General features: G+C 61.0%; 22 protein-coding genes. 6 read left to right on the top strand and 16 right to left on the bottom strand.

Annotated features, from left to right (window positions below):
- Positions 1-54: 54 nt before the first annotated feature.
- The 11 genes from PSH90_RS17325 to PSH90_RS17275 form a co-directional block, all read right to left on the bottom strand.
- Positions 55-747: an anti-sigma factor domain-containing protein gene (locus PSH90_RS17325; protein WP_305381143.1), complete on the bottom strand. Its 693-nt coding sequence runs from the start codon at positions 745-747 to the stop codon at positions 55-57.
- The gene (locus PSH90_RS17320; RefSeq protein WP_095182134.1) at positions 744-1,271 is read right to left on the bottom strand and encodes a sigma-70 family RNA polymerase sigma factor; all 528 of its coding nucleotides are present in this window, start codon (positions 1,269-1,271) and stop codon (positions 744-746) included. The genes PSH90_RS17325 and PSH90_RS17320 overlap by 4 nt, the downstream gene beginning before the upstream one ends.
- Positions 1,272-1,432: 161 nt before the next feature.
- Positions 1,433-1,954, bottom strand: coding sequence for a DUF3455 domain-containing protein (locus PSH90_RS17315; protein ID WP_305381141.1), 522 nt, complete (start codon positions 1,952-1,954; stop codon positions 1,433-1,435).
- A 170-nt stretch (positions 1,955-2,124) separates the two neighbouring features.
- Positions 2,125-3,759 carry an ABC transporter ATP-binding protein gene (locus tag PSH90_RS17310; protein ID WP_305381140.1) on the bottom strand — a complete coding sequence of 545 codons (1,635 nt, stop codon included), beginning with the start codon at positions 3,757-3,759 and terminating at the stop codon, positions 2,125-2,127.
- A gap of 1 nt (position 3,760) precedes the next feature.
- A complete protein-coding gene (locus PSH90_RS17305; RefSeq protein WP_056788667.1) occupies positions 3,761-4,783 on the bottom strand; it encodes an ABC transporter permease in 1,023 nt (340 codons plus the stop codon).
- Complete coding sequence (locus PSH90_RS17300) at positions 4,783-5,847, bottom strand: microcin C ABC transporter permease YejB (RefSeq protein WP_305381139.1); 1,065 nt, start codon at positions 5,845-5,847, stop codon at positions 4,783-4,785. The genes PSH90_RS17305 and PSH90_RS17300 overlap by 1 nt, the downstream gene beginning before the upstream one ends.
- A 1-nt stretch (position 5,848) precedes the next feature.
- Positions 5,849-7,714: an extracellular solute-binding protein gene (locus PSH90_RS17295; RefSeq protein ID WP_305381138.1), complete on the bottom strand. Its 1,866-nt coding sequence runs from the start codon at positions 7,712-7,714 to the stop codon at positions 5,849-5,851.
- A 226-nt stretch (positions 7,715-7,940) separates the two neighbouring features.
- Positions 7,941-10,652 carry a TonB-dependent receptor gene (locus PSH90_RS17290; RefSeq protein WP_305381136.1) on the bottom strand — a complete coding sequence of 904 codons (2,712 nt, stop codon included), beginning with the start codon at positions 10,650-10,652 and terminating at the stop codon, positions 7,941-7,943.
- A 207-nt stretch (positions 10,653-10,859) separates the two neighbouring features.
- Entirely contained in the window at positions 10,860-11,261 is a 402-nt protein-coding gene (locus tag PSH90_RS17285; RefSeq protein ID WP_095182129.1) for a biopolymer transporter ExbD, read from the bottom strand.
- A complete protein-coding gene (locus PSH90_RS17280; RefSeq protein WP_041477200.1) occupies positions 11,261-11,968 on the bottom strand; it encodes a MotA/TolQ/ExbB proton channel family protein in 708 nt (235 codons plus the stop codon). Before PSH90_RS17280 ends, PSH90_RS17285 begins: the two co-directional genes overlap by 1 nt.
- A 45-nt stretch (positions 11,969-12,013) precedes the next feature.
- Positions 12,014-12,838 (bottom strand): energy transducer TonB, encoded by an 825-nt coding sequence (locus PSH90_RS17275; protein ID WP_305381135.1) that lies wholly within the window; start codon positions 12,836-12,838, stop codon positions 12,014-12,016.
- A 1,071-nt stretch (positions 12,839-13,909) separates the two neighbouring features.
- Here PSH90_RS17275 and PSH90_RS17270 point away from each other — a divergent pair.
- A complete protein-coding gene (locus PSH90_RS17270; protein WP_073471360.1) occupies positions 13,910-14,533 on the top strand; it encodes a glutathione S-transferase N-terminal domain-containing protein in 624 nt (207 codons plus the stop codon).
- A 177-nt stretch (positions 14,534-14,710) separates the two neighbouring features.
- Here the strand turns inward: PSH90_RS17270 and PSH90_RS17265 are convergent, their stop codons facing one another.
- Entirely contained in the window at positions 14,711-15,151 is a 441-nt protein-coding gene (locus tag PSH90_RS17265) for a CBS domain-containing protein (RefSeq protein WP_041477195.1), read from the bottom strand.
- On the opposite strand from PSH90_RS17265, the gene PSH90_RS17260 reads away from it, so the two are divergent.
- Both PSH90_RS17260 and PSH90_RS17255 read left to right on the top strand, forming a co-directional pair.
- Positions 15,150-15,371 carry a hypothetical protein gene (locus PSH90_RS17260; RefSeq protein ID WP_143170064.1) on the top strand — a complete coding sequence of 74 codons (222 nt, stop codon included), beginning with the start codon at positions 15,150-15,152 and terminating at the stop codon, positions 15,369-15,371. The genes PSH90_RS17265 and PSH90_RS17260 overlap by 2 nt on opposite strands.
- Before the next feature lie 175 nt (positions 15,372-15,546).
- Positions 15,547-17,907: a DNA polymerase II gene (locus PSH90_RS17255; RefSeq protein WP_305381134.1), complete on the top strand. Its 2,361-nt coding sequence runs from the start codon at positions 15,547-15,549 to the stop codon at positions 17,905-17,907.
- Here PSH90_RS17255 and PSH90_RS17250 read toward each other — a convergent pair.
- From PSH90_RS17250 to PSH90_RS17240, 3 genes are all read right to left on the bottom strand, one after another.
- Positions 17,872-18,342: a DUF1810 domain-containing protein gene (locus tag PSH90_RS17250; protein WP_305381133.1), complete on the bottom strand. Its 471-nt coding sequence runs from the start codon at positions 18,340-18,342 to the stop codon at positions 17,872-17,874. The two genes, PSH90_RS17255 and PSH90_RS17250, sit on opposite strands and share 36 nt — an antisense overlap.
- A 24-nt stretch (positions 18,343-18,366) precedes the next feature.
- Positions 18,367-19,188: an aldo/keto reductase gene (locus tag PSH90_RS17245; protein WP_305381132.1), complete on the bottom strand. Its 822-nt coding sequence runs from the start codon at positions 19,186-19,188 to the stop codon at positions 18,367-18,369.
- A gap of 249 nt (positions 19,189-19,437) precedes the next feature.
- Entirely contained in the window at positions 19,438-20,586 is a 1,149-nt protein-coding gene (locus tag PSH90_RS17240; RefSeq protein WP_056788705.1) for an aldose epimerase family protein, read from the bottom strand.
- Positions 20,587-20,931: 345 nt separating this feature from the next.
- Here PSH90_RS17240 and PSH90_RS17235 point away from each other — a divergent pair, with 345 nt between their 5' ends.
- The 3 genes from PSH90_RS17235 to PSH90_RS17225 all read left to right on the top strand — a co-directional run bounded on the left by PSH90_RS17235 (position 20,932) and on the right by PSH90_RS17225 (position 23,449).
- A complete protein-coding gene (locus PSH90_RS17235) occupies positions 20,932-21,681 on the top strand; it encodes a hypothetical protein (protein WP_016775367.1) in 750 nt (249 codons plus the stop codon).
- A 235-nt stretch (positions 21,682-21,916) separates the two neighbouring features.
- A complete protein-coding gene (locus tag PSH90_RS17230) occupies positions 21,917-22,702 on the top strand; it encodes a sulfite exporter TauE/SafE family protein (RefSeq protein ID WP_125927590.1) in 786 nt (261 codons plus the stop codon).
- A gap of 186 nt (positions 22,703-22,888) precedes the next feature.
- Complete coding sequence (locus tag PSH90_RS17225; RefSeq protein ID WP_095182121.1) at positions 22,889-23,449, top strand: DUF4174 domain-containing protein; 561 nt, start codon at positions 22,889-22,891, stop codon at positions 23,447-23,449.
- Between the two features lie 282 nt (positions 23,450-23,731).
- Here the strand turns inward: PSH90_RS17225 and ampC are convergent, their stop codons facing one another.
- Entirely contained in the window at positions 23,732-24,898 is a 1,167-nt protein-coding gene (gene ampC / locus PSH90_RS17220) for a class C beta-lactamase (RefSeq protein ID WP_305381131.1), read from the bottom strand.
- Positions 24,899-25,017: the final 119 nt, after the last annotated feature.

Here is a 25,017-nt window from a genome sequence, read left to right as displayed (position 1 = left end):
GTGATGGTGAACATCGACGTCGATGATGGTTGCGGACAACCGCGTAGCAGAGCCTCAGAGCACCTTCACCGCACGCCCGATCGCCTGAATCGGCCCGGTCGGTTTGCCGATCGGTGAGCCATTGGCGCCTTCCAGGGTCAGCTCAAACAGCTGGTTCGGTTGCAGCGGCGGCAACTTGTCCAGCGGCACCGACAACGCTTGCCCCGGTTTGACCAGTCCCAATGACACCGGTCTCGACCAGCCGTCAGCCTTGGTCCAGAACTCCAGCGCCTTGTCCGCCGGCACCTCGACCACCCCTAGCGGAATCAACTGGATCTCCCGCGCATTGCTCGCCTGAATCACCCAACCCGGCGCCTTGTCCTGCGGCGCCACCAGCACGACCAGATAACTCGGTTTCGGCGCAGTCTGGGTCAGTAGCATCGTGCCCAGAATCAGCGTCGCAGCCAGGCCCGCCGCACTCAGGCCACGCCACAGTGGCAGCAGATTCCACCACGAAGTCAGTGGTTTCTTCACCGTCAGCCGTTCGAGACTGCGCTCGATACGTGGCCATAACTGCGCCGAGGGTTGCTGAGGTTCGGCCAGATCGGTCAGCTCCAGCAGACGTCGCTCCCATGCGTCGACTGCCGCGCGCAACTCAGGATCGTTCGGCAGGCGCCGTTGCACCTCGATGCGCTGTTCGAAGGACAAGGTGCCGAGCACGTATTCGCCGGCCAGTTCATCCCGTTCCTGCGCTGATTCGCCGGTCATCCCATGCACTCCCGCAAAGCATTGAGGCTGCGCTTGATCCACGCTTTGACCGTGCCCAGCGGCGTGTCGAGGCGCGCGGAAATCTGCGCGTGGCTATAACCGTCGACGTAGGCATGGAGGATGCAGCTGCGCCGCTGCGGTTCCAGTTGTTCGAGGCAGCGATGAATGCGCGCCGAGTGAACATCGACCGCCTCATCAGACGCCGCTGTCTCATGTTCTTCGCTGAACGGCGTTTCCCGACTTTGCTTGCGCAACTGATTCAAGGCCAGGTGCCGGGTCACGCTGAACATCCAGCCCCGCGCCGAGCCGCGCGCCGGGTCGAACCCGGCCGCGCCGTGCCAGATCTTGATGAATGCCTCATGCACAATGTCCTCCGCCAGCGCCGTATCGCGCACCAGCCGCTTGGCCACGCCGAGCAGGCGCGGGCCTTCCTGCACATACAAATCGCGCAAAGCCGCGCGCTCGCCCCGGGCACAGGCGGCGAGGCGGGCTTCATAATCGAAAACGGATTCGGGTAAAGGCATGGGGTGCAATCTAGCTCACATTTCCCAAACATCCAGATGCATTGTTCCCAGTGGGAGCGAGCCTGCTCGCGAATGCGGTGGGTCAGAAAGTAATAAGGCGACTGACACTCCGTCTTCGCGAGCAGGCTCGCTCCCACAGGATTGTGCATTGCTTCCGAATATCAGTTCGCCGCCCAGAAAATATAATCCGCCTGGTACTTCACCACTTCCTGCTTGCCCTTGTTCGCCATCGTGCACTCACTGCCCGGCGCGACGCCGCCCTTGAGCGCGACACGCTGGATATAGCTGACCCCGGTCATTGCGCCTTTGCCCTCGGCGGGATTGGCCTTGACCAGTTGATAGGGCAGGTTGCCCGGGCTCGACGGTGCCACGGCGAGTTGTGTGCCGGTGACTTTCGAACCGTCCTTGGCTTGCCAGGTCGCTGGCGGGCCGAAATAGGTGCCGACCTGTTTGCCGCTGCGATCATTGAGCACCGCTTTCGGGCCGACAAAGGTCCATTCGGTCTGCCCGGCCATATTGGGCTTGTCGCGGCATTCGTAGGTGATCTCGCCAACCCCGGTGGTTTCCAGGGCAATCTTGTGCCCGTCCGGCACCTTGATCGCGTCGGGATAACTGCTCTGGGCGAAGCCGGTCGCGGTGAAAGCGAGCAAACCGGTGAAGCCAATCAGCTGGGTGATGTTCATCCGATGATTCTCCGAAAAGGGAAGGGCGCTGACAGCACCAGAGTGGGCTGTTACAGGGACTACCCGTGGCGGAGGCGATTGGATGCAGTGCCGGAAAAATATTTTTCAAACACCACCTATCAAACCTGTGGGAGCGAGCCTGCTCGCGAAAGCGTCGGGCCAGCCAGCACTTATGTGACTGATGCACCGCATTCGCGAGCAGGCTCGCTCCCACAAGGTTCTTCATCAGGCTTCAGGCCGGAGGCTTTCAGTAACTCTTGGGTGTATGGATGTTGCGGCGCAGCGAAAATCTCCCGCGACGGTCCTTGTTCAACCACCTTGCCGTCCTTGATCACCATCAAGTCATGCGCCAGCGCATGCACCACCGCCAGATCATGGCTGATGAACAGGTACGTCAGCCCATGCCTGATCTGCAACTGGCGCAACAACTCCACCACTTGCTTCTGCACCGTGCGATCCAGCGCCGACGTCGGTTCGTCGAGCAGGATCAGCGCCGGTTCAAGCACCAGTGCGCGGGCGATGGAGATGCGCTGGCGCTGGCCGCCGGAAAATTCGTGGGGGTAACGATGGCGGCTTTGCGGATCGAGGCCGACTTCCTTGAGCACGCGAATCACCGCTGCCTCGCGCTCGACCTCGCTACCGATGCCGTGGGTCAGCAAGCCTTCGGCAATGATCTGCTGCACCGACATGCGCGGGCTGAGGCTGCCGAACGGGTCCTGAAACACCACCTGAATCTGCCGGCGCAACGGGCGCATCAGACGCTGATTGAGCAGGCTCAACTGCTTGTTGCCGAAACGGATATTGCCCTCTGATTCGACCAGGCGCAGGATCGCCTGGCCCAGCGTCGACTTGCCCGACCCCGATTCGCCGACAATCCCCAGGGTCTTGCCGCGTTGCAGGGTGAAACTGACGCCGTCCACCGCTTTGATGTAATCCTGCTGGCGGCTGAAGAGTTTTTTCGGCAGGGCAAACCACACCTTCAAATCATCGACTTCCAGCAGGTTGTGCTCGTACTCACTGGGCACTGGCGCGCCGCTCGGTTCCGCTTCGATCAACAACCGGCTATAGGGGTGTTGCGGCGCTTGGAACAGCGTCTCGCAATCGGCCTGTTCAACGATCTCGCCCTGACGCATTACGCACACGCGCTGAGCGATCCGGCGTACCAGATTGAGGTCGTGGCTGATCAGCAACAGCGACATGCCGAGGCGCTGCTGCAACTCGATCAGCAGCTCAAGAATCTTCTGCTGTACGGTCACGTCCAGTGCCGTGGTCGGTTCATCGGCAATCAACAGTTCCGGCTCGTTGGCCAGCGCCATGGCGATCATTACCCGTTGGCGCTGACCACCGGAAAGCTGATGCGGATAGGCTTTGAGTCGCTGCAACGGCTGGCGAATACCCACCAGTTCCAGCAGCTCCAGCGTCCGCGCGCGGGCGGCGCGGCCCTTGAGGCCCTTGTGGATTTCCAGCACTTCGCTGATCTGTTTTTCCACCGTGTGCAGCGGGTTCAGCGAAGTCATCGGCTCCTGGAAAATCATCGCAATGCGATTGCCGCGCAGACCACGCATCTGCTGTTCGCTGGCGTGCAGCAAATCCACGCCGTTGTAGCGAATCGCTCCGCTGCTGCTGACGCTCTGGCCAGGCAGCAGGCGCAGGATCGAATGCGCCGTCACCGACTTGCCCGAGCCGGACTCGCCGACCAGCGCCAGACACTCGCCACGGCGAATATCGAGGCTCACACCGTGCACCACTTCTTGCCCGGCGAAGGCCACCCGCAGGTCGCGAATTTCAATCAGGTTGTCTTGCATGTCAGCTCCTCGGATCAAAGGCATCTCGGCACGCTTCACCGATGAAAACCAACAAAGACAGGATCAGCGCCAGGGCAAAAAACGCCGTCAGCCCCAGCCACGGTGCCTGCAGATTGCGTTTGGCCTGGCCGATCAACTCGCCCAGCGATGCGGTGCCGGCGGGCATGCCGAAGCCGAGGAAATCCAGCGCGGTCAGGGTGGCGATGGCGCCGGTGAGAATGAACGGCAGGTAGGTGAGGGTGGAAGTCATGGCGTTGGGCAGAATGTGCCGGCGCATCAGTTCGCTGTCGGTCAGGCCCAGCGCGCGCGCGGCTTTCACGTATTCGAGATTGCGCCCCCGCAGGAACTCGGCGCGCACCACGTCGACCAGCGCCAGCCAGGAAAACAGCGCCATGATCCCCAGCAGCCACCAGAAACTCGGCGAGACGAAGCCGGACAGAATGATCAGCAGATACAGCACCGGCAGCCCCGACCAGATTTCCAGAACGCGCTGCCCGAGCAAGTCGACCCAGCCGCCGTAGTAGCCCTGCAAGGCCCCGGCGAGAATGCCGATCAACGCGCTGATCGCGGTGAGGATCAGCGCGAACAGAATCGAGATCCGCGTGCCGAAAATCACCCGCGCCAGAACATCGCGAGCCTGATCATCGGTGCCCAGCCAATTGCTTGATGACGGCGGGCTGGGCGCCGGTTCGGTGAGGTCGTAGTTGACCGTGTCGTAACTGAACGGGATCGGCGGAAACAGCATCCAGCCGCCCTGATCCTCGATCAGTTTGTGCACATAGCTGCTGGCGTAATCCGGTTGGAACGGCAACTCGCCGCCGAAATCGGTTTCCAGATAATCGCTGAGGATCGGGAAGTAAAAGGCGTCGTGGTAGCGGATCACCAGCGGCTTGTCATTGGCGATCAGCTCGCCACCGAGGCAGATCAGGCACAGTCCGATAAACAGCCACAGCGACCAGCGCCCACGGCGGTTGGCCTTGAATTGCGCGACGCGGCGCTGGCCCAGAGGCGACAGTGTGAACATCAGGCAGTCCTCGCCGAGAAATCGATGCGCGGGTCGAGCAGGGTGTAGCATAGGTCGCCGATCAGCTTGATCAGCAGGCCGAACAGGGTGAACAGAAACAGCGCGCCGAACACCACCGGATAGTCACGCGACACCGCCGCTTCGTAGCTCATGCGCCCGAGGCCGTCGAGGTTGAAGATGGTTTCGATCAGCAGGGAGCCGGCGAAAAACACTTCGATCAGCGCCGACGGCACGCCGGCCACCACCAGCAGCATGGCGTTGCGAAACACGTGGCCGTACAGCACGCGCCGCTCGGTCAGGCCCTTGGCTCGTGCAGTGATCACGTACTGCCGGCTGATCTCGTTGAGAAAGCTGTTCTTGGTCAGGATCGTCAGCGTGGCGAAGCCGCCGATCACCAGCGCCGTGACCGGCAGTACGAGGTGCCAGAGGTAGTCGCCGACCTTGCCCAATGTGCTCAGTGTGGCGAAGTCGTCCGAGACCAGTCCCTGCACCGGAAACCAGTTGACGTAGCTGCCGCCGGCGAACACCACGATCAACAGAATGGCGAAGAGAAGCGCCGGCATCGCATAACCGACGATGATCGCCGTGCTGCTCCAGACATCGAAGGCGCTGCCGTTCCTGATTGCCTTGCGAATGCCCAGCGGGATTGAAATCAGGTAGGTGATCAGCGTCGCCCACAAGCCCAGCGACAGCGACACTGGCAGCTTCTGCACGATCAGGTCGGTGACCTTGGCGCCGCGAAAGAAGCTGTTGCCCAGATCCAGTTGTGCGTAGTTTTTCAGCAGCAGCCACAGGCGTTCGTGCAGCGGTTTGTCGAAGCCGTAATGGTGTTTGATTTCCTCGATCAGCGCCGGGTCCAGCCCACGGCTGCTGCGCCCGGCACCGCCGACCGCCGCGACTTCGCCACCGCCGCCCATGCTGTGCCCGCCAAAGCCTTGCAGGCGAGCGATGGCTTGTTCCACCGGGCCGCCGGGTGCGGCCTGCACGATAAGAAAATTCACCACCAGAATGCACAACAGCGTGGGGATGATCAGCAGCAATCGGCGACTCAGATAACGCAGCATGTCACTGGCCTCCCGCAAGCTGAGCGCTCATCTGCTGAGTCGTCAGCGGCCTGGCCGAGACTTCCCACCAGGTGTTGAGACCTTCGTCATACGAAGGTTGCACGGCGGGCATGCCGAAGCGGTTCTGATACACCGTCGGCGTGCCTTTGGAGTAGTAGTTGGGAATCATGTAGTAACCCCATTGCAGCACCCGGTCGAGGGCGCGGGCGTAATGCACCATGGCTTCGCGGCTGTTGGCCTGGACCAGCCCGTCAATCAGTTGATCGATTGCCGGATCGGCCAGCACCATCGCGTTCGAGCTGCCGACTTGCGTGGCACTTTGCGAGCCGTACAGGCTGTACAACTCGCGGCCCGGGGAGACGATCGGATCGCCACTGCGCGGGAACGCGCAGACGATCATGTCGTAATCGCGGGCGTTGAGACGGTTGATGTATTGCGCCGAATCGATGCGGCGCAGATTGAGCGTGATGCCGATCTGCGCGAGGGTGCGTTTGAACGGCAGCAGCATGCGATCGAAGCCGCCCTGGCCATCGAGAAAGGTGAATTCCAGCGGCTCGCCGGCGGCGTTGACCAGACGATTGTTTTTCGCCGTCCAACCGGCTTCGGCGAGCAGCTTCAGCGCTTGCAGTTGCTTGTCGCGGATGTAGCCGCTGCCATCGGTTTTCGGCGCTTCATAGACCGTGGTGAACACCTCGTCAGGGACCTTGCCGCGCAGCGGTTCGAGGATCTTCAATTCCTCGGCATCGGGCAGGGCGCTGGCGGCCATTTCACTCTTGGGCCAGAAGCTGTTCTGACGCACGTAGAAGCCGCGCATCATCTGTTTGTTGGTCCACTCGAAATCCCAGAGCAGGCTGATCGCCTGACGCACGCGGCGATCCTTGAAGAACGGGTTCTGCAGGTTGAACACGAAGCCCTGAGCGGCGGTGGGTTTGTCCGGGGCGAGGATCGACTGCTGCAAGCGGCCGTCACGCAGTGCCGGGCTGTCATAGCCGACCACGTAACCAGAGGAGGAGAACTCACGGTTGTAGTCGAACGCGCCGGCCTGCAACAGCTGGCGGGCGACGTCGGTGTCGCCGTAGAAATTCACCGTCAGGCTGTCGAAGTTGTACATGCCGCGACTGACCGGCAGGTCCTTGCCCCACCAGTCCGGGTCACGCTGGAAACTGATGCTGCGCCCGGCGTCGACCTTGCTCACCCGGTACGGGCCGCTGCCCAGCGGTGGCTCGAAGCCGCCGCCGTTGGCGAAGTCGCGGGTTTTCCACCAGTGCTCGGGCAGCACGCGCAGCGTCGCCAGATCCAGCGCGAGGGTGCGATTGAGGTTGTTCTTGAAGGTGAAACGGACCTGCCGTGGACTTTCGACCAGCACGTCCTGCACGTCGGCGTATTGCTGGCGGTAACTCAGGCTGCCCTTGGTCATCAGCAGGTTGAAGGTGTAGCGCACGTCTTCGGCGGTGATCGGCGCGCCGTCGGCGAAACGTGCCTTTGGGTTGAGGGTGAAACGCACCCACAAGCCCTCGGGGTCGCGCTCGATCTGCTGCGCGACCAGAGCGTAAACCGTGTAGGGCTCGTCCAGCGAGCGGAACGCCAGCGGCGCGTATACCCAGTCATTGACCTGCACTACCGAAATGCCCTGATCGGCATACGGCGTGATGTAGTTGTACTGACCGATCTCCATCGACGCACGGCTGAGCGAACCGCCCTTGGGCGCGTCGGGGTTAACAAAATCGAAATGCTTGAAGCCGGCCGGATACTTCGGCGCCTCGCCGTACACCGTCAGCGCATAACTGCCGCCGGCCAGCGCCGAAGTGCCGAAGCACAGCAGCGCACTGCCGAGCAGCAGGCCAGCCATGTTGCGCAAAAAACTCATGAAGTCACCCTTGAAATCCCTGAAGGAACCCGGACCCCCGGTGGGAGCGAGCCCTTGTGGCGAGGGGATTTATCCCCGATCGGCTGCGCAGCAGTCGCAAGATCAATGCATGCGGTACTTCTGATTCTCCGCGTCGGCAGGTCTTGGGGGCGCTTCGCACCCCATCGGGGATAAATCCCCTCACCACAAAGGCTCGCTCCCACAGGGGGATGCGCTTTATCTCGGGTTAGAAGTGGTAAGTCATGCGCGCAAACAATGTCCGGCCCAGCGGGTCGGTGTAGCGCGGGTCATAGCCGCTCTGGAAGTTGTAGGCCTGGTTGGAGAACGGCGGGTTGCGGTCGAAAACGTTCTTCATTCCGGCATCAACGTCGAGCACTTTGTTGAAGGTGTAACCGGCCGACAGATCCCACACCGAATACGACGCCACCCGCGCGTGCGTCTCGCGGTCGTAATCGTTGTAACCGGTGGTGAAGCGGTTGGTCAGCGCTGCCCGCGCCGCACCGAGGCTCCAGCTGCCGGTGAGGTTGTGCTTCCAGCGCGCGATCACGCCGTCACCCTGAAAGTCGCCGACCTTGTCGGTGAACGGGCCTTTGATGGTGCTCTGGAAGTCGTACTCGTCGACATAGGTGCCTTGCAGGCCGAGGCCGAACTGACCGTACGGCGTGTTCGGGAAGCGATAGTCGAGCGACACATCGACACCATTGGTTTCGACGATGCCGAGGTTGGCGTTGCCGGTGACGATGTAGTTGAGCGTGCCGTCGGCGTTGCGCACGAAGCGGTCCGGATAGGCGCCGGCCTGATCGAACACGGTGGATTCCGGGAACGGCTGGATCTGGTTGGAGATGTGAATCCACCAGAAATCCAGACCCACCGACAGATTGCTGATCGGCTGGTAGACGAAGCCCAACGTCACGTTGCGCGCCTTCTCCGGGGCCAGATCTTCGTTGCCACCGATCTGGTTGAGGAACTGCTGACCGCAATCGCGGCCGCCGTTGCCGCCCGGTTGCACCACGCCGCCGGTACACAGCACCGGATCGTTGTAGTAACCCTGAGTGAACGTGATGCTGCGCGGCGAATACAGCTCGTACAGCGATGGCGCGCGGAAACCTTCGCTGTAGGCACCACGCACCACCAGCTCTTTGATCGGCTGATAACGGAACGAATATTTCGGGTTGGTGGTGCTGCCGAAGTCGCTGTATTTGTCGTGGCGCACAGCGGCGGACAGTTCGAGGCTGTCGAGCACCGGCACGTTGAGTTCGGCATAGGCGGCCTTGACGCTGCGGTCGCCCTCGACGCTGCCGGCCGGGTCGATGCCGAGGCTCTGGATGTCGCCGGCGAACGACTCGAAGTCCTGATGGAATTTCTCCTTGCGGTACTCGCCGCCCAGAGCCAGGCCGGACGGACCTGCGCCGAACCAGTCACCGATTTCACGGCTGACGCGACCATCGAACCCGGCGACGCGACCCACGGCTGTGGAGTAGGCGCCGTGGTAGGCGGCGGCATCGATGTACTGCTGGCCGGCAGCGGTCTGCGGGCCGAACGGGTTGAGCAAACCGCTGGCCAGGCCGTCAATCATCGCCTGATCGCTGACATAGCCACTGGTGACGCTGGAGACGATTTTGTTCTGGTTGTACGAGGCGCCGACGTTGTAATCCCAGCCGCCAACCAGACCATCGAAGCTCAGCAGAAAGCGCTGGCTGGTGTTCTGGTCTTTCGATTCACGCGGGCCGGCAGCGGTTTCACGCCAGTTCACATCGACCGGCTGCGTCGGGTCGAGGGCGAAATCGGTGGGCGCCGGGGTGATGCCGTTGCCGGGGTAGTACGGCGACGAGGAATCCAGGCTCAGACCAGTCAGTGGCGCCGGGCCGACGGCGACGGCGTTGTTGTTGCGCGACCAGAAATATTCAAGGTTGGCGTTGTGATCATCGCCGAGCTTGGCGGTGGTCTTGCCGAAGAACGAGGTCTTCTCGGTCTGCGGCACCAGATCGATGTATTCACGGGTGCTGAAGCGGCACAAGCCGTCGCGGGCGATCAGGTTGGGGCCGTTGCAATTGCTGTTGGCCAACGGGTTGGTGGCGTTGCCGTTCTGGCTGTAGTTGCCGGGGAACGCGGTGCCGGAAGTCTGATCGAGACCGCGACCGGGCGCATAGTCGGTGGCGAAGGAGCGGTCGTTGGCGTCGAGGTTCTGCTGCTTGTTGTAGTTGAACACGCCGAGGACGTTGAAGCGGTCTTCTTCCAGATCGCCGTAGCCCCAACTGGCGCTCATGTCCTTGGTCGCGCCGCCACCGCTGTGGGTCGGCGTTTCGCCGCCCAGGGTCAGGGCGCCATCGGTGAGAGATTTTTTGGTGATGAAGTTGATCACACCGCCGATGGCGTCGGTGCCGTACAGGGCCGAGGCGCCGTCGCGCAGCACTTCCACGCGTTCGATGGCGGCAAACGGGATCATGTTCAGATCCACCGCGCCGCCGGCCGAGTTGGTCCCCGACAGGGCGTTATTGGCCAGGCGTCGACCGTTGAGCAGCACCAGCGTTTTGTTCGCGCCGATGCCGCGCATGTCGGCAAACGACGCACCGCCAGTGGCCGCGCCGACGGAGCCGGCGCTGTTGTTGATCGACTGGCTGCCGGTGATGCGCTGCACCAGTTCGGCGGTGGTGGTCACGCCCTGTTTGCGCAGCTCGTCAGCCTTGAGGATGGTGATCGGCACCGCCGTTTCCGCATCGACCCGGCGAATCGCCGAACCGGTCACTTCGACCCGTTGCAGTTGCGTGGTCGGCGCCGCCACGACAGCGGCTGCCGGCGTGGCACTGTTGTCGTCCTCGGCCGCTTGCACGGTCCCGGCGCCCATCCCCATGGCCACCAGATACAGCGGAACGAAACGGTGGCGAGACATCGTTGCCACCAAAGGTTTGAGCGTGAAGCGTGGAGTGTTCATCAGCATGGTTGTTTCCGATTTTCAGACGTTATCGAATTGGCCTTGTGAGCCGCTCATTGCTCCGCTTCCGGTGATACCGCGCGCGGAAAACCACTTTCTTCAAGCAAGCCGATCCCCTCCGAAGACGCGTGGCGTTTTTTCGGTCGGCCGGGTGCGACGGGATTTCTTTCAGCGGCGCCGGGCGGATGTTTCAACACCCATCCGGCACCGCACTCAGTGGGTGGTCATCACCGAAATCTTGCTGATGCCGGAGCGCTCGATCGATGCCATCGCCTTGGCCACCTGGCCGTAATTGACGGCGGCATCGGCCTGCAACTGCACGCGCACGTCGGCGTCCTTGGCCTTGACCTCCTTTAGATTGGCCTCGAGGGATTCCGGGGCCAGTTCGGTCTTGGCCAGATAGAACTTGCCGTTCTGATCGACGCTGACCACCACCGGGTCTTTCTTTTCGGCAGGGGCGACGGCGTCGGTTTTCGGCAGGTTGACCTTGATCGCGTTGGTCATTAGCGGCGCGGTGACAATGAACACCACCAGCAGCACGAGCATCACGTCGACCAGCGGCGTGACGTTCATTTCGCTGAGCACTTCATCGCTGTCTTGAGTGGAAAACGACATCAGCTAGCCTCCCGCACGGCGGTGGTGCTTTTGCTGGCAATGGCCTGGCGGCTGATGGAAAAGGCACTGCGCGAGGCGAGGGCGTCGAAGTCGTGGGCGAAGTCGTCCATGTCCGCTGAGGCCAGTTTCAGCCGACGCAGGAAGAAGTTGTAGATCAGCACCGCCGGCACCGCGACGGCGATGCCCACGCCAGTGGCGATCAGCGCGTGGCCGATAGGCCCGGCGACCGCCTCAAGGCTGGCCGAGCCGGTTTCGCCGATGCTTTGCAGGGCTTCCATGATTCCCCACACGGTGCCGAACAAACCAATGAACGGCGCGGTGCTGCCGATACTGGCGAGGATCGCCTGGCCGTTTTCCAGCGAGCGACGTTCCTTCTGGATCTGCTGGCGCAGGTTGCGTTCCAAGCGATCGGAACGGTTGATGGTGTGCGCCAGTTGCTGCGTGGTACGCGGCGAATCTTCCACCAGCAGGGCTTCAAAACCGCTGCTGGCGATGCGCGCCAGCGAGCCCGGATACTGGCTGGCGTGTTCGGCGGCGGTGAGCAGGTCCGGCGCGCTCCAGAAGGCTTTGGCGAACTGTTTGTTCTGCGCTTTCTGGCGCAGGTACTGGGCCGACTTGACCAGCAGGATCGCCCAACTGACCACGGAAAACAGCACCAGACCCCAGAGCACACCGGGGACAATCATCGAAGACAGTGAATCGTTCATGGCTACACCTCGCTTGCGTTAATCAGTAATGAGTCGGTTGCGCCGTCATTGCGGCAATTTGAAATCGATGGTCTGGGTGGCGAAGCCGTCGATCGGCGTGTCACCGCGCTTGGCCGGAATGAACTTCCAGTTCTTCACCGCCGCGACGGCCGCCTCATCCAGTTGCGCCTTGCCGCTGGACTTGGTCACCGTCACCGCACCGGCACGGCCGTTGGCCAGCACCTGAATGCGCAGCACCACGCTGCCTTCCCAATTGCGGCGCAGCGCCAGCGACGGGTATTCCGGCGGCGGGTTGCCAAGGCTGGCCAGGCCGGAAATCGCCGCCGACTCCTTGACCGGAGCGGGCGCAGCAGGTGGTGCCGGTGGTGCGCTCGGTGTCGTCGGCGCCGCAGGTGCGGCAGGTTGCGCCGGGGCCGGCGGCGCTTTCGGTGGCTCGACTTTCTTCACCGGTTTGGGTTTCTCGACCGGTTTTGGTTTTTCGATTGGCTTGGACTTCTCCACCGGTTTGGGCGGCGGCTTGACCGCGTCCTCGTCTTCCACCGGCTGCTCGGGTTCCGGCGGCGGTGGAGGCGGGGGCGGCGGTGGTGGTTCCGGTGTCGGTGGGGCCGGAGGCGTCGGGCTGGTCAACTCGACGGTCATTTCCGGAATTTCCGGCGGCGTCGGCAGTGGCTCCGGCCGCGCCTGATGGAAGAACCACCACGCGCCGCCGTGTATCAGCGCCGATACCGCGATCAGCAAAAGCATCTGTGGTTTGTTCAACCCGCCGGGTCGTGACGTGTTGGCTGCAAACGCCGGCTTGCCCGTTGCCGGCGGGACCGGCGCTTGCTGCAACGGCCCCGGCAGGGTTTTGTGCTTTACCGCATCGTTCATTAAAGCTCCCTCGGGTCAGATGAAGGGCAATAAGGTGCCGTCCGAACATATGGCTGATGTTCGAGTGAGTGGGTGCAACTTTCTTCAAGGTGTACGCGAGCCGATAGTTGGACTATCTGTTTAAACGGCCTCGAACAAACTTAATGGCTTAGTAGCATCTATATCGATTGTTCATTATCCATTCCGTGGCTTGTTGTTGTGCGGAGACGTGAGCTGTCTCAGGTTTGTTACAGTTTGCAACAGGTGTGCCAGATGTTGCTGAAACCGGTTGAACGCATATCTTCGGTGTTACTGATGTCGCATTTATATAAGTTTCAAATTCGCATACGGTTTATTCAGCGCGAAGCGGTTCTCAAGTCCTCGCAGAAGGGCTTTTTCCAGAGCGAGTCAGAGGGAACGCTGTATCACGCCAATCGACGGGATAGAGCGGCTGCTCGGTGATCAGGCTTAGCACCTATCGGTGCGTAGCGAATCGATTTGGTGCAGGTCAGTCATTCAGCGGCTCACGGGACAAGTTCCTTATTTTGATTCTGGAGTATTGGTAACTGCATCACATTTGGGCGTGCGCTTTTGGTGCAGCTTCAATGACGGGTAGTCATTGTTCGAGAATCTTGTTGTTGTGCCTTTTATTAATTGCCGTATTTAAAAAATAAATAACACTCGGCGCCCGGCGATCGCTCGATCGCCAGGCACGCAAAGTGTGCATTGGGTTTCAGGTAATAAAGGAGAAGCGCGCCAGGCTGAATAGGTTCGGCTGAACTTGGGGCTGGATTTGCGAGTAAGTCGGGTATGTCGTACGGCGGAGCATTTGAAGATTCACGGGTGAACTCCTTGTTGCCAGCTCGGACAGGCGAACTTTTGGTTCGCTGTCGCACCTTACAAGAACGCGGATAGCGTTCGATGAATGCTCTTGGTGCGGGATGGGCACCGCCAGCGCTGATTGGCGAAGGTTGATTTCGCAAGTCGGCAGTGCATGGGAAAAGCGTGCCAATCACGACACATTTGCAGAATTTTCTACGTCATGCCAGCCAGCCATCTACCCTGTGCAAAGGCCTTATTGGGGGAACGGACATGTACCAGCTCTACGGGCACAAGAATTCCGGCGCGGCTGCCATCGAGGCGGCACTGGAGTTGTGCCAGATCGCCTATCGCTTCATTGATACCGAAGCCAGCGCCGAGGCCGACGAAGCGCTGGGCAAACTCAATCCGCTGAAACAGATACCGACCCTGCAACTGCCGGACGGCAGCGCCATGACCGAAAGTGCGGCGATCCTGATTCACTTGGGCCTGACGTTTCCCAAGTCCGGCCTGCTGCCGAGCAAGGCTGCCGATCGTGATCAGGCGATTCGCGGCCTCGCCTATATCGTCAGCAATTGCTACGCAGCGGTCGGCATCATCGATTACCCCGAGCGCTGGTTGAGCACGCCCGACGAGAGCGCACGGCAAAACCTGATCGCCGGCACCCGCCAGCGCCTGCACTTCAGTTGGGAGGTGTTTGCCGATCAGTTTTCCGGGGAGCTGTATCTGGATGATGAAACGCCCGGCGCACTGGATGTGCTGGCGGCCGTGGTGAGCCGCTGGGCCGGCAGCCGCGAACACCTGCGCCAGACCCGCCCGGGCTTTTATGCGTGGCTGCAAAGGATCGACCGGCACCCGGTGCTGGCACCGGTGTTTGAGCGGCACTGGCCGGCCTGAAAGGCGAGATCGTTCCCACGCTCTGCGTGGGAATGCCTCAACGGACGCTCCGCGTTCGGCTTTAGAGGGACGCGGAGCGTCCCGGGCGCATTCCCACGCAGAGCGTGGGAACGATCATCACTGACCTGGCGCATTCGCGAGCAGGCTCGCTCCCACAAGGGGATCACGGCGGTGGGCTCAGTCGCCGCGGATGTACTGCTCCAGCTGTTTGATCAGCTCGGCCTGTTCGGCAATTGCCTCTTTCACCAGGTCGCCGATCGACAGCAAACCGATCAGTTGCCCGTCCTCGACCACCGGCAGGTGGCGCAGGCGTTTGTCCGACATGATGCCCAGGCAGGTGTCGACGGTTTGTCGGGTATCCACGGTAATCACGTCCTTGACCATGATGTCGCGTACTGGCGTGCCCACCGAAGAGCGTCCGTGCAGTACCAGTTTGCGTGCGTAATCGCGCTCGCTGATGATGCCGACCACTTTGTCGTCTTCGACCACCAGCAAGGCGCCGACGTTTTTCTCGGCCATCTTCATCAGCGCTTCGAGCACCATGTGATCGGGTTTGATCTGGTGCACTTCCTGATTTTTCTGATCTTTGAGCTTGAGCAGTTGGGCGACGGTCTTCATGGCGGTTACTCAGGTGTTGTCGTTGTTCATCAAGCATCGTAGACGCAGCCGCGCAGAGCAAGGTGGCAAAGCGGCAGTTAGCGTGCAAAAAACGCCATTTGCCGGAAAAAACATCTTTGTATCGGTAAATGAAGCATCTGTGGCCAAGGGATTTATCTGTAACAAGGGGGGTTATCTGTGGCAGAGGATTTTCTGTGGCGATGGGATTTATCTGTGGTGATGGGATTTATCTGTAGTGATGGGATTTATCTGTGGCGAGGGGATTTATCCCCGCTGGCCTGCGCAGCAGGCCCTTTCATTAAAAGCGGGGCCGCTTCGCGGCCAGCGGGGATAAATCCCCTCGCCACAAATGCTGCGTAGAATGGCGCTCTGATTGAAACGTTGAGGTCGCAGTGGTGGATTTACAGCAGGGCTTCGTCCTGACCCGGCATTGGCGCGATACGCCGGCCGGCACCGAAGTCGAGTTCTGGCTGGCGACCGACGCCGGGCCGCGCCGTGTGCGTCTGGCGCATCAGCCATCGGTGGCGTTTATTCCCGCCGCCCAGCGGGAAGCGGCCGAGCGTCTGCTGCACGATGAAAAGAATGTGGAACTGCGACCGTTGGCGCTGCTGGATTTTCAGCATCGTCCGGTGCTCGGTCTGTATTGCCAGCAGCACGGCCAGTTGATGCGCCTCGAAACCGCGCTCAACCGCGCCGGCGTCGACGTCTTTGAAGCCGACGTGCGCCCCCCGGAACGCTATCTGATGGAGCGCTTCATCACCGCGCCGGTGCTGTTTGGCGGCACGCCTGATGCTGACGGCGTACTGATCAACGCCCAACTGAAACCCGACCCTACTTACCGGCCGAAACTGCGCCTGGTCTCACTCGACATCGAAACCACCGAAAACGGCGAGCTGTACTCCATCGCGCTGGAAGGCTGTGGCGAGCGCCAGGTGTACATGCTCGGCGCGCCGAACGGCGACGCCAGCATTGTCGATTTCGACCTTGAATACTGCGATTCGCGCACGCTCATTCTGAAGAAGCTCAACGACTGGTTCGCCCGCCACGACCCTGACGCGATCATTGGCTGGAACGTCGTGCAGTTCGATTTGCGCATCCTCCATGAACACGCACGGCGTCTCGGCGTGCCGCTGAAGATCGGTCGTGGCGGCGAAGAAATGCAGTGGCGCGAGCACGGCAGCCGCAATCACTACTTCGCCTCGGCAGCGGGGCGGCTGATCATCGATGGCATCGAGTCGTTGCGTTCGGCGACCTGGAGTTTTCCCTCGTTCAGCCTGGAAAACGTCGCGCAGACCCTGCTCGGCGAAGGCAAGGCGATCAACAACCCATACCAGCGCATGGACGAGATCAACCGCATGTTCGCCGAGGACAAACCGGCGCTGGCCAAGTACAACCTCAAGGACTGCGAACTGGTCGCGCGGATCTTCGCCAAGACCGAACTGCTGACGTTTTTGCTTGAACGCGCCAGCGTCACCGGTTTGCCGGCCGACCGCAGCGGCGGTTCGGTCGCCGCGTTCACCCATTTGTACATGCCGTTGATGCATCGCCAGGGCTTCGTTGCACCCAATCTGGGCACCAATCCACCGCAGGCCAGCCCCGGCGGGTTTGTCATGGATTCACGCCCGGGGCTTTACGAATCGGTGTTGGTACTCGATTACAAAAGCCTCTATCCGTCGATCATTCGCACCTTTCTGATCGACCCGGTGGGCTTGATCGAGGGCCTGCAACACCCGGACGACGCTGACTCGGTAGCGGGTTTTCGTGGCGCACGCTTCTCGCGCAGCCGGCATTGTCTGCCGTCCATCGTGGCGCGGGTGGCCGAAGGACGCGAAACCGCCAAGCGCGAACACAACGCGCCGCTGTCCCAAGCGTTGAAGATCATCATGAACGCCTTCTATGGTGTGCTCGGCTCCAGTGGTTGCCGTTTTTTCGATACCCGGCTGGCCTCGTCGATCACTTTGCGCGGCCACGAGATCATGCTGCGCACCCGCCAGTTGATCGAAGAACAGGGCCACGCGGTCATCTACGGCGACACCGATTCAACCTTCGTCTGGCTGCGCCGCCTGCACGGTCAGGAAGAAGCAGCGCAGATCGGCCATGCGCTGGTCAAGCACGTCAATGATTGGTGGCGCGCGCATGTGCGTGAGGAATACGGGCTGGAAAGCGCGCTGGAATTGCAGTTCGAGATTCACTACAAGCGCTTCCTGATGCCGACCATTCGCGGCGCGGAGGAGGGCAGCAAGAAGCGCTACGCCGGACTGGTCACCCGCGCCGATGGCAGCGAGGAAATGGTCTACAAGGGCCTGGAAACCGTGCGCACCGACTGGTCGCTGCTGGCCCGGCAATTTCAGCAAGAGCTGTATGAGCGGATTTTTCAGCGCAAGCCGTATCAGGATTACGTGCGCGACTACGTGCGCAAGACGCTCGCTGGCGAGTTCGACGATCGGCTGATCTACCGCAAGCGCCTGCGCCGCACCCTCGACGATTATGAACGCAACGTGCCGCCGCACGTCCGCGCGGCGCGGCTGGCCGACGAATACAACGCCGAGCACGGGCGGCCACGGCAATATCAGAACGGCGGCTGGATCAGCTACGTCATCACCCTGGCCGGCCCGGAGCCGCTGGAGGTGCGCCGCGCCGCTATCGACTACGACCACTACATCACTCGGCAGCTGCAACCGGTGGCGGATGCGATTCTGCCGTTTGTCGACGACGACTTCTCAACCCTGATCGGTGGGCAACTGGGCCTGTTTTGAGTCGAGCAATTGCAGCGTCCATTCATCGAGAATACCGTGGAAGTAGCGCTCCAGTGCCTGATGGAACAGGCTGTCCTCGGCGCTGAACTGGGCGAACAAAGTCATCGAAGAATGAAATTTCAGGTCATCGGGATGGCCGAAAATGTCTGCAATCGAGCGCTGCGGCACATTCAGCACCAGTTGCGTGCAAGTGCGCAGCCGCGCCCCGAGCAGCTCCTGGGCCAGATACGCCTGGGCTTCCTCGGCTGAACCAATGGCAAAGCGCCGGGCCATCTCGCTGCCGCCCAACCCGGCGAATTGCGGGAAGACGAACCACATCCAGTGGCTGCGCTTGCGGCCCGTCTCGAGTTCACGCTGGACCCGTTCGAACACCGGGTCCTGAGCCTGGACAAAACGTTGCAGGTTGTACGGGTCGTGCAGATCTGTGCTTCTCATGGCGAAGCCCTCGCAGTCGGCAGCTCAGACCATGGCCAGTCGCTGCTTGCGTTGTGGCGCCGGAAACACCTTGTCCAGCGCCGCCAGATCCCCGGCGTCCAGTTGCAACTGCGCCGCCTCGGCATTGAGTTGCACATGCTCCGGGCGCACAGCCTTGGGAATCGCAATCACGCCGTCCTGACGCAGGAGCCACGCCAGCGAAACCTGCGCTGGAGTGGCGTTGTGACGGCTGGCAATGTCTTGCAGAACCGGCTCGGCGAGCATCGCGCCGCCCTGGCCGATCGGGCAGTAAGCCATCAACGGCAGGCGCTGATGCTGGCACCACGGGAGCAGATCGAATTCGATGCCGCGCTCCTCGAGGTTGTACAGCACCTGATTGGTGGCGCAGGCCGAGCTGGAGAGTTCTTCGAGGTCGTCGACATCGAAATTCGACACGCCCCAACGGCCGATCTTGCCGTCCTCGCGCATGCGTTCGAAGGCTTCGACGGTTTCCTCCAGCGGATACTGACCGCGCCAGTGCAGCAGATACAGATCGATGTAGTCGGTGCCGAGCCGACGCAAACTGCGCTCGCAGGCTTGCGGGATGCCCTGGCGGCTGGCGTTGTGCGGATACACCTTGCTGACCAGAAAGACTTGATCGCGCAGACCGGCGATGGCTTCGCCGACTACCGTTTCGGCACCGCCCTCGGCGTACATCTCGGCGGTGTCGATCAGGGTCATGCCGAGCTCGATGCCCGTGCGCAGCGCCGCCACTTCACGGCTGTGCGCCGAACGATCCTCGCCCATGCGCCAAGTGCCCTGACCAATCACGGGAACCTGTACGCCGGCCAATTCAAGAGTACGCATCCAAACCTCCTGCCTTAAAGAGTCGATATCTTTAGTGGGCAGCAGGATAGAGCAAGGGTTCCCGGAAGGAAGGAGGAGTCAAGGATGAAACCGGTCAATCGTGGCGAGGGGATTTATCCCCGCTGGGCTGCGAAGCAGCCCCGATCCTGCAACTCGCGCTGTATCAGACAGCGTTCTATTGCAGGTTTTTGGGGCTGCTTCGCATCCCAACGGGGATGAATCCCCTCGCCACAGGGGGAGCATGGCAGGTTACTTGGTGGAGAACTTGAGGATCACGCTGTGGGCGTAAGTCTGCCCCGGATCAAGCCGCGTGCTCGGGAAGTCCGGCTGGTTCGGCGAATCCGGGTAGTGCTGGGTCTCGAGGGTGAACGCGCCCCAGTGTGGATAGACCTTGCCGCCCTTGCCCTTGACCGTGCCGTCGAGGAAGTTGCTGGTATAGAACTGCACGCCCGGCTCGCTGGTGAACAGTTGCAGGACGCGTCCGGATTGCGGATCGCTGACTTCGGTGGCGAGCTTGCTGACATCGCCCTTGGTGTCCAGCGCCCAGTTGAAATCGAAGCCGCCCTGTTTCGGCTCGGCGAATTTCAGCTGCGGATGATCAGCCTTGATGTGCGTGCCGATTGCCGTCGGTTTGCTGAAGTCCATCGGCGTGCCGGCGACAGCCGCCAGCTCCCCGGTCGGGATCAGTTTGGCGGTGACTGGCGTGTAATGGCTGGAGTTGATCATGGCGACTTGCTTGAGAATATCGCCATTGCCGGCACCGGCCAGGTTGAAGTAGCTATGGTTGGTCAGGTTGAGCACGGTCGGCTTGTCGGTGCTGGCCTTGTAGTCGATGCGCAGCTCGTTGTTGTCGGTCAGGCGATAGGTGACTTCGGTGGTCAGATTGCCCGGGAAGCCCATCTCGCCGTCGGCCGAGAGGTAGGTCAGGGTTACGCCAACCGAATCCTTGTCCTTGGTTTCTTTGGCCTTCCAGACTTTCTTGTCGAAACCTTCGGGGCCGCCGTGCAGGGCGTTGGATTTGTCGTTCTGCGGCACTTGATAACGCTTGCCATCAAGTTCGAAAGCACCTTCGGCCAGGCGGTTGCCGAAACGGCCGATGGTCGCGCCGAAGTACGCGGTGCCTTTCTGATAGCCCTGCACATCGTCAAAACCCAAGACGATGTCGTCGAACTTGCCGTGCTTGTCGGCGACTTTCAGCGCTTGCAGGGTCGCGCCGTAGGTGATCACGGTGGCCTGCATGCCGTGGCTGTTGCGCAGGATGTATTGTTCGACGGGCGTGCCGTCATTGGTTTTGCCGAAGGCTTTGTGTTCGGCGGTCAGGCCCGCCGCGTTGGCGGAAAGGGTAGCGATCATCAGGGACAGTCCGAGGCCGGAGAGCAGGTGACGGGATTGAAGCATGGTTGACCTTCCTTTTTGTTGTTGTTTTCGTATTGACCGTAGGAGCTGCCGAAGGCTGCGATCTTTTGATCTTCATCTTGATCTTGATTTTTAGAAGCAAGATCAAAAGATCGCAGCCTTCGGCAGCTCCTACATGTCACTAGTCATGCTATTTGAGTCGAGAGAGAAGATTTATAGCGGATTTACCGTTTTTGGCAAATATAAAGTCCGACTAATTGACATGGCGAAAAGCGCCGAAGGTCGGCTTCACCGCCGGAGCACTGCACTTTTTCGCAATCGGCGGCTCTATGCATGGCCAGGATGCGGTGACTCCCGCCGCACAGGAATGTGCCTGTCCGAGATTTCATGCCGAGTGTTTTTGCCCTGATCACCGCCGCTCACCGCCGCCCGTGCCTGCTGCTGGCCTGTCTGTTGTCGCTGTTGCTCAGCGGCTGCAGTCACCAGAACGGCAATGGATTTTTCAATCAGATACGTGAAGGGCAGCCGCAGGAATTTCTGCAGACCAGCGTCGACCGCATGGCCACCCTGGCGATGCGCGACAACCTCGACAGCCTCTATCGATTGATGGGCAAGCTCTACCTGCGCAACCCGGAAGAACTGCGCAAATCCGGTTTCCTCACCGTCAACGCCGCCGTGAAACAGGTGCGTCTCGCTGTCGAGCAACAGCAGCCGTTGCCCGTGCTGGGCGGGCGCAAGGATCTGGCGGCGCTGAGCTATGCGATGAGTCCGGAATTCCTCGGCGACCGCGTCGGCGCCTTCATCTATGCGATCGGCAGCATGCTGGTTACCGCCCACGGCAATCGCACCGAGTTCTACATGACCGACGCGATCAACCCGACGTTCGTGCACAACGCCGCGCGTAACATCGAAAAAGCCATGTGGATTCTGTCGCAACGGCAGAACAAGGAAGGCCAGCCGTTGCTGTTCTCCAACGAAATCTCGGAGGAGGGCAGCAACCTCAGCTTCGCCACCGAATTCAGCAAAATCGTCGCGCGCCTCGACCTGCTCACGCAGATGCTCGATGAGCGCTATCGCAGGATCGGACTGAATTACGCGCAAAGCCTCTTGTTCTTGAATTTCCTGCCGGTGCAGTGAACCCGGCAAGTTTTCTGTAGCGCCAGGGGCCACTGTGGGAGCGAGCCTGCTCGCGAAAGCGTTGCATCATTCAACTCATCGGTCGGCTGACACCCCCTTCGCGAGCAGGCTCGCTCCCACAGGGATCTGCGGTAAATTCGATATGGCATAACGATAGACCGCATCGATATATGTGGTTATAAGAAAAATCGCTATGCTGCGGGCCAGATTTTCCTGTCGTTTTCTGGACGTTTGAATGGAATTGGCAAATTTCGGCCTGGTGATTGCCGGGCTGGTGGTGGGGTTTATCGTCGGCATGACCGGTGTGGGCGGCGGTTCGTTGATGACGCCGATCCTGCTGTGGTTCGGCATCAACCCGGCGACGGCGGTGGGTACGGACCTGCTGTACGCCGCGATCACCAAATCCAGCGGCGTCCTCGTTCACAAGAAGAACAAGAACATCGACTGGGCGATCACCGGCTGGCTGACCCTCGGCAGTGTGCCAGCCGTGGCCATGACCCTGTGGTTCCTCAGCACCCTGCACACCGCGCCGGACGCGATGAACGCCATTATCAAACAGGCGCTCGGTTTCGTCCTCTTCGCCACGGCGCTGGCGATTTTCTTCAAAAAACGCTTGCTCGAATTCGCCCACAAACGCGCGGGTGGCAACTACAACCCGAGCGGTTCGCGCCTGAATATCATGACGGTGATCACCGGTCTGATCCTTGGCACCATGGTCGCCCTGACCTCGATCGGCGCCGGCGCACTGGGCACCGTCGCCTTGTTCATCCTCTACCCGCTACTGCCAACCCGGCGCCTGGTCGGCACCGAAATCGCCCACGCCGTACCCCTGACCCTCGTCGCCGGCCTCGGCCACGCAAGCATGGGCAACATGGATTGGGGCGTGCTGGGCTTCCTGCTGATGGGCTCGCTGCCCGGCATCTGGCTCGGCAGCCACCTGACCGGACGTATCTCCGACGAAGTCCTGCGCCCGTGCCTGGCGACGATGCTGGTGTTGATTGGTTACAAGTTGGCGTTCTGACTCAGCCTGGAGAAAACACTTCCTGTGCAGCGGCCGTAGGGAGGTGCCGATGATCGCTTACGTCATGTTGCGCAAAGTTCTCCCTGACCTAAGCTTCTGACAGGGCAATGCCTTTTTGCCAGACGCCGCCGGAACAATCGCCACGATGCGCAATCAGTAGTGCGTGGATATCAAAAGGAGATGCGCATGCTCATCAGGTCCCTGACCCTGACCCTCTTGCTGGCAATCGCCGGCCCCCTGTTAGCCGCCGACAGCGATTCACCCCTGGCCGGGGACGTGGGCCGCGCCCGTCCGCTGATCGTGATTGCGCAAAGCACCGTTGATCCGGTGTGGCTGAGCCTGAAAAAGTCACTCGAAGACCCGGCCAACAAAAAGGGCGTCACCGACCGCAACATCAAGGTCTACACCATCCTCAGCATGTCCGGCCAGCTCGACGGCAAGGACATGGGCCAGCAGGACACCATGGCCCTGCTGCGCTCGCTGAAGCTCGGCGCCGGCGCCTATCCAAAAGTGTTCCTGGTGGGCAAGGACGGCGAAACCAAGCTCTCCGCCTCGGGTGATGAAGCCAAGGCATTGAGCCTGGCGAAGATCTTCGAAACCATCGACGCCATGCCCATGGCCGAAAAAGAAGCCGCCGCTGCGGCCGCAGCGCAAACACCCGCCGCCACCGAGCCGGAACCGGCCAAAGGCGCGAAGGGCAGCAAACCGGCCAAACCGAGCAAACCGCCGCAGATGCCGGATGATTGATTGCGCGTTGCGTGAGTGAAGCAAAATCCCTGTGGGAGCTGGCAAACCAGCTCCCACATTTTTTTGTGAAGTGCACAGTTCAAATGTGGCAGCGAGCCTGCTCGCGATAGCGGTTTTTCAGGCGCTGAAAGGTGACTGATCGAGCGCATTCGCGAGCAGGCTCGCTCCCACAAGTCATCTGCTGATCGAAAGTTGTTGCAGCCTGCGACACCTCCAACGTTAACCGAGTGAAAACCCGATCCTGTAGGAGCCGCAGAAGGCTCGGGCTGCGATCTTTTGCTCTTAATCCGCCAACGCCGCGAAAACCGTGTGCGCAATCTTCACCCGTTCGACGTTCGGGTAATTCTTGTTGGCCAGAATCACGATGCCCATGTCCCGCGACGGCACGAACGCTACATACGCACCAAAGCCCCGTGTAGAACCGCTTTTGTTGAACAGCACATTGGCCGGCTCAGCTTGCGGTGGGGTCAGCCACTCGACTTTGTGAGGTTCCATGGCCATGGGGGTCGAGTTGCCGTTTTGCAGTTTTTCCAGGCTGATCGGGTAGGCGTAGCGTTCCCAGCCCAGGCCTTGGGTCATGTCGTCGACGCGGTAATAACCAATGTGCGTGTTGGCGATGGCTTGGTGCAGATCAGGCCCAAGGCTGGCCGGTTTCAGTTGTGCCTGGACGTAACGCAGCAGGTCGGCGGCGCTGGTTTTGATGCCGTAGGCCTCGGCGTCAAGGGCGCCGGGGCTGACGCGCACGGGTTGGTCGGCGCTGTCGTAGCCTTGGGCGTAAAGCTTCGACTGCGCTGGCGGCACGCTGAGGAAGGTGTGCTGCAAACCGAGTTTCGGCAGCAGGGTTTGCGTCATTGCCTGCTCGAACGGCTGGCCGAGGCTTTTCGCCGTCAGGTAGCCGAACAGGCCCAGGCTCGGGTTGGAATACAGGCGATGGCTGCCGGCGGGAAATTGCGGTTTCCACTGTTGGTAATAGCCGAGCATCTTGTCGGAAGAATCCGCCTCGGCAGGAAATTGCAACGGCAGACCGCCAGCACTGTAGGTGCCCAGTTGCAGCACGCTGATGTTGTCGAAGGCGCTGCCCTTGAGCTCCGGCCAGAGCTGGCTGGCCTTGCTCGACAGGTCAAGTTTGCCGGTGGCCTGGGCGTAACCGGCGAGGGTGGCGGTGAAGGTTTTACTCACCGAGCCGACTTCGAACAGGGTGTTTTCACTGACTTTTTGCCCGGTGTCTTTGGCAGCGACTCCGTAATTAAAGTAATGCGCCTGGCCATTCAGCGTGATCGCTACGGTCAGCCCCGGGATGTTGTTTTGCTGCATCACCGGGGTGACGGCTTGGCTGACCAGTGCCTGCAATTGCGCATCCGTCGGCGTTGCGGCATGACAGGCAACGCTGCCGAAGAACAGTGCGAAAGCGCTGTGGGAAAAGACCTTGCTCGGGTTGAAGGAACACATGAGTGAATCACTCTCCATGAGTGTCGTTTGTTGTATCCCGCTACACTGCGGGTGATTTTTTCATCGGGCGGCTGATCAGCGCGGTTAATTTAGGCACTTTGCCGACCTTCGACAAACGA

Source organism: Pseudomonas sp. FP1762, from assembly GCF_030687105.1.
GTDB lineage: Bacteria > Pseudomonadota > Gammaproteobacteria > Pseudomonadales > Pseudomonadaceae > Aquipseudomonas > Aquipseudomonas siliginis.
Note: the sequence above shows the minus strand (reverse complement) of the source record. Positions and strands in the feature narration are given on the sequence as shown.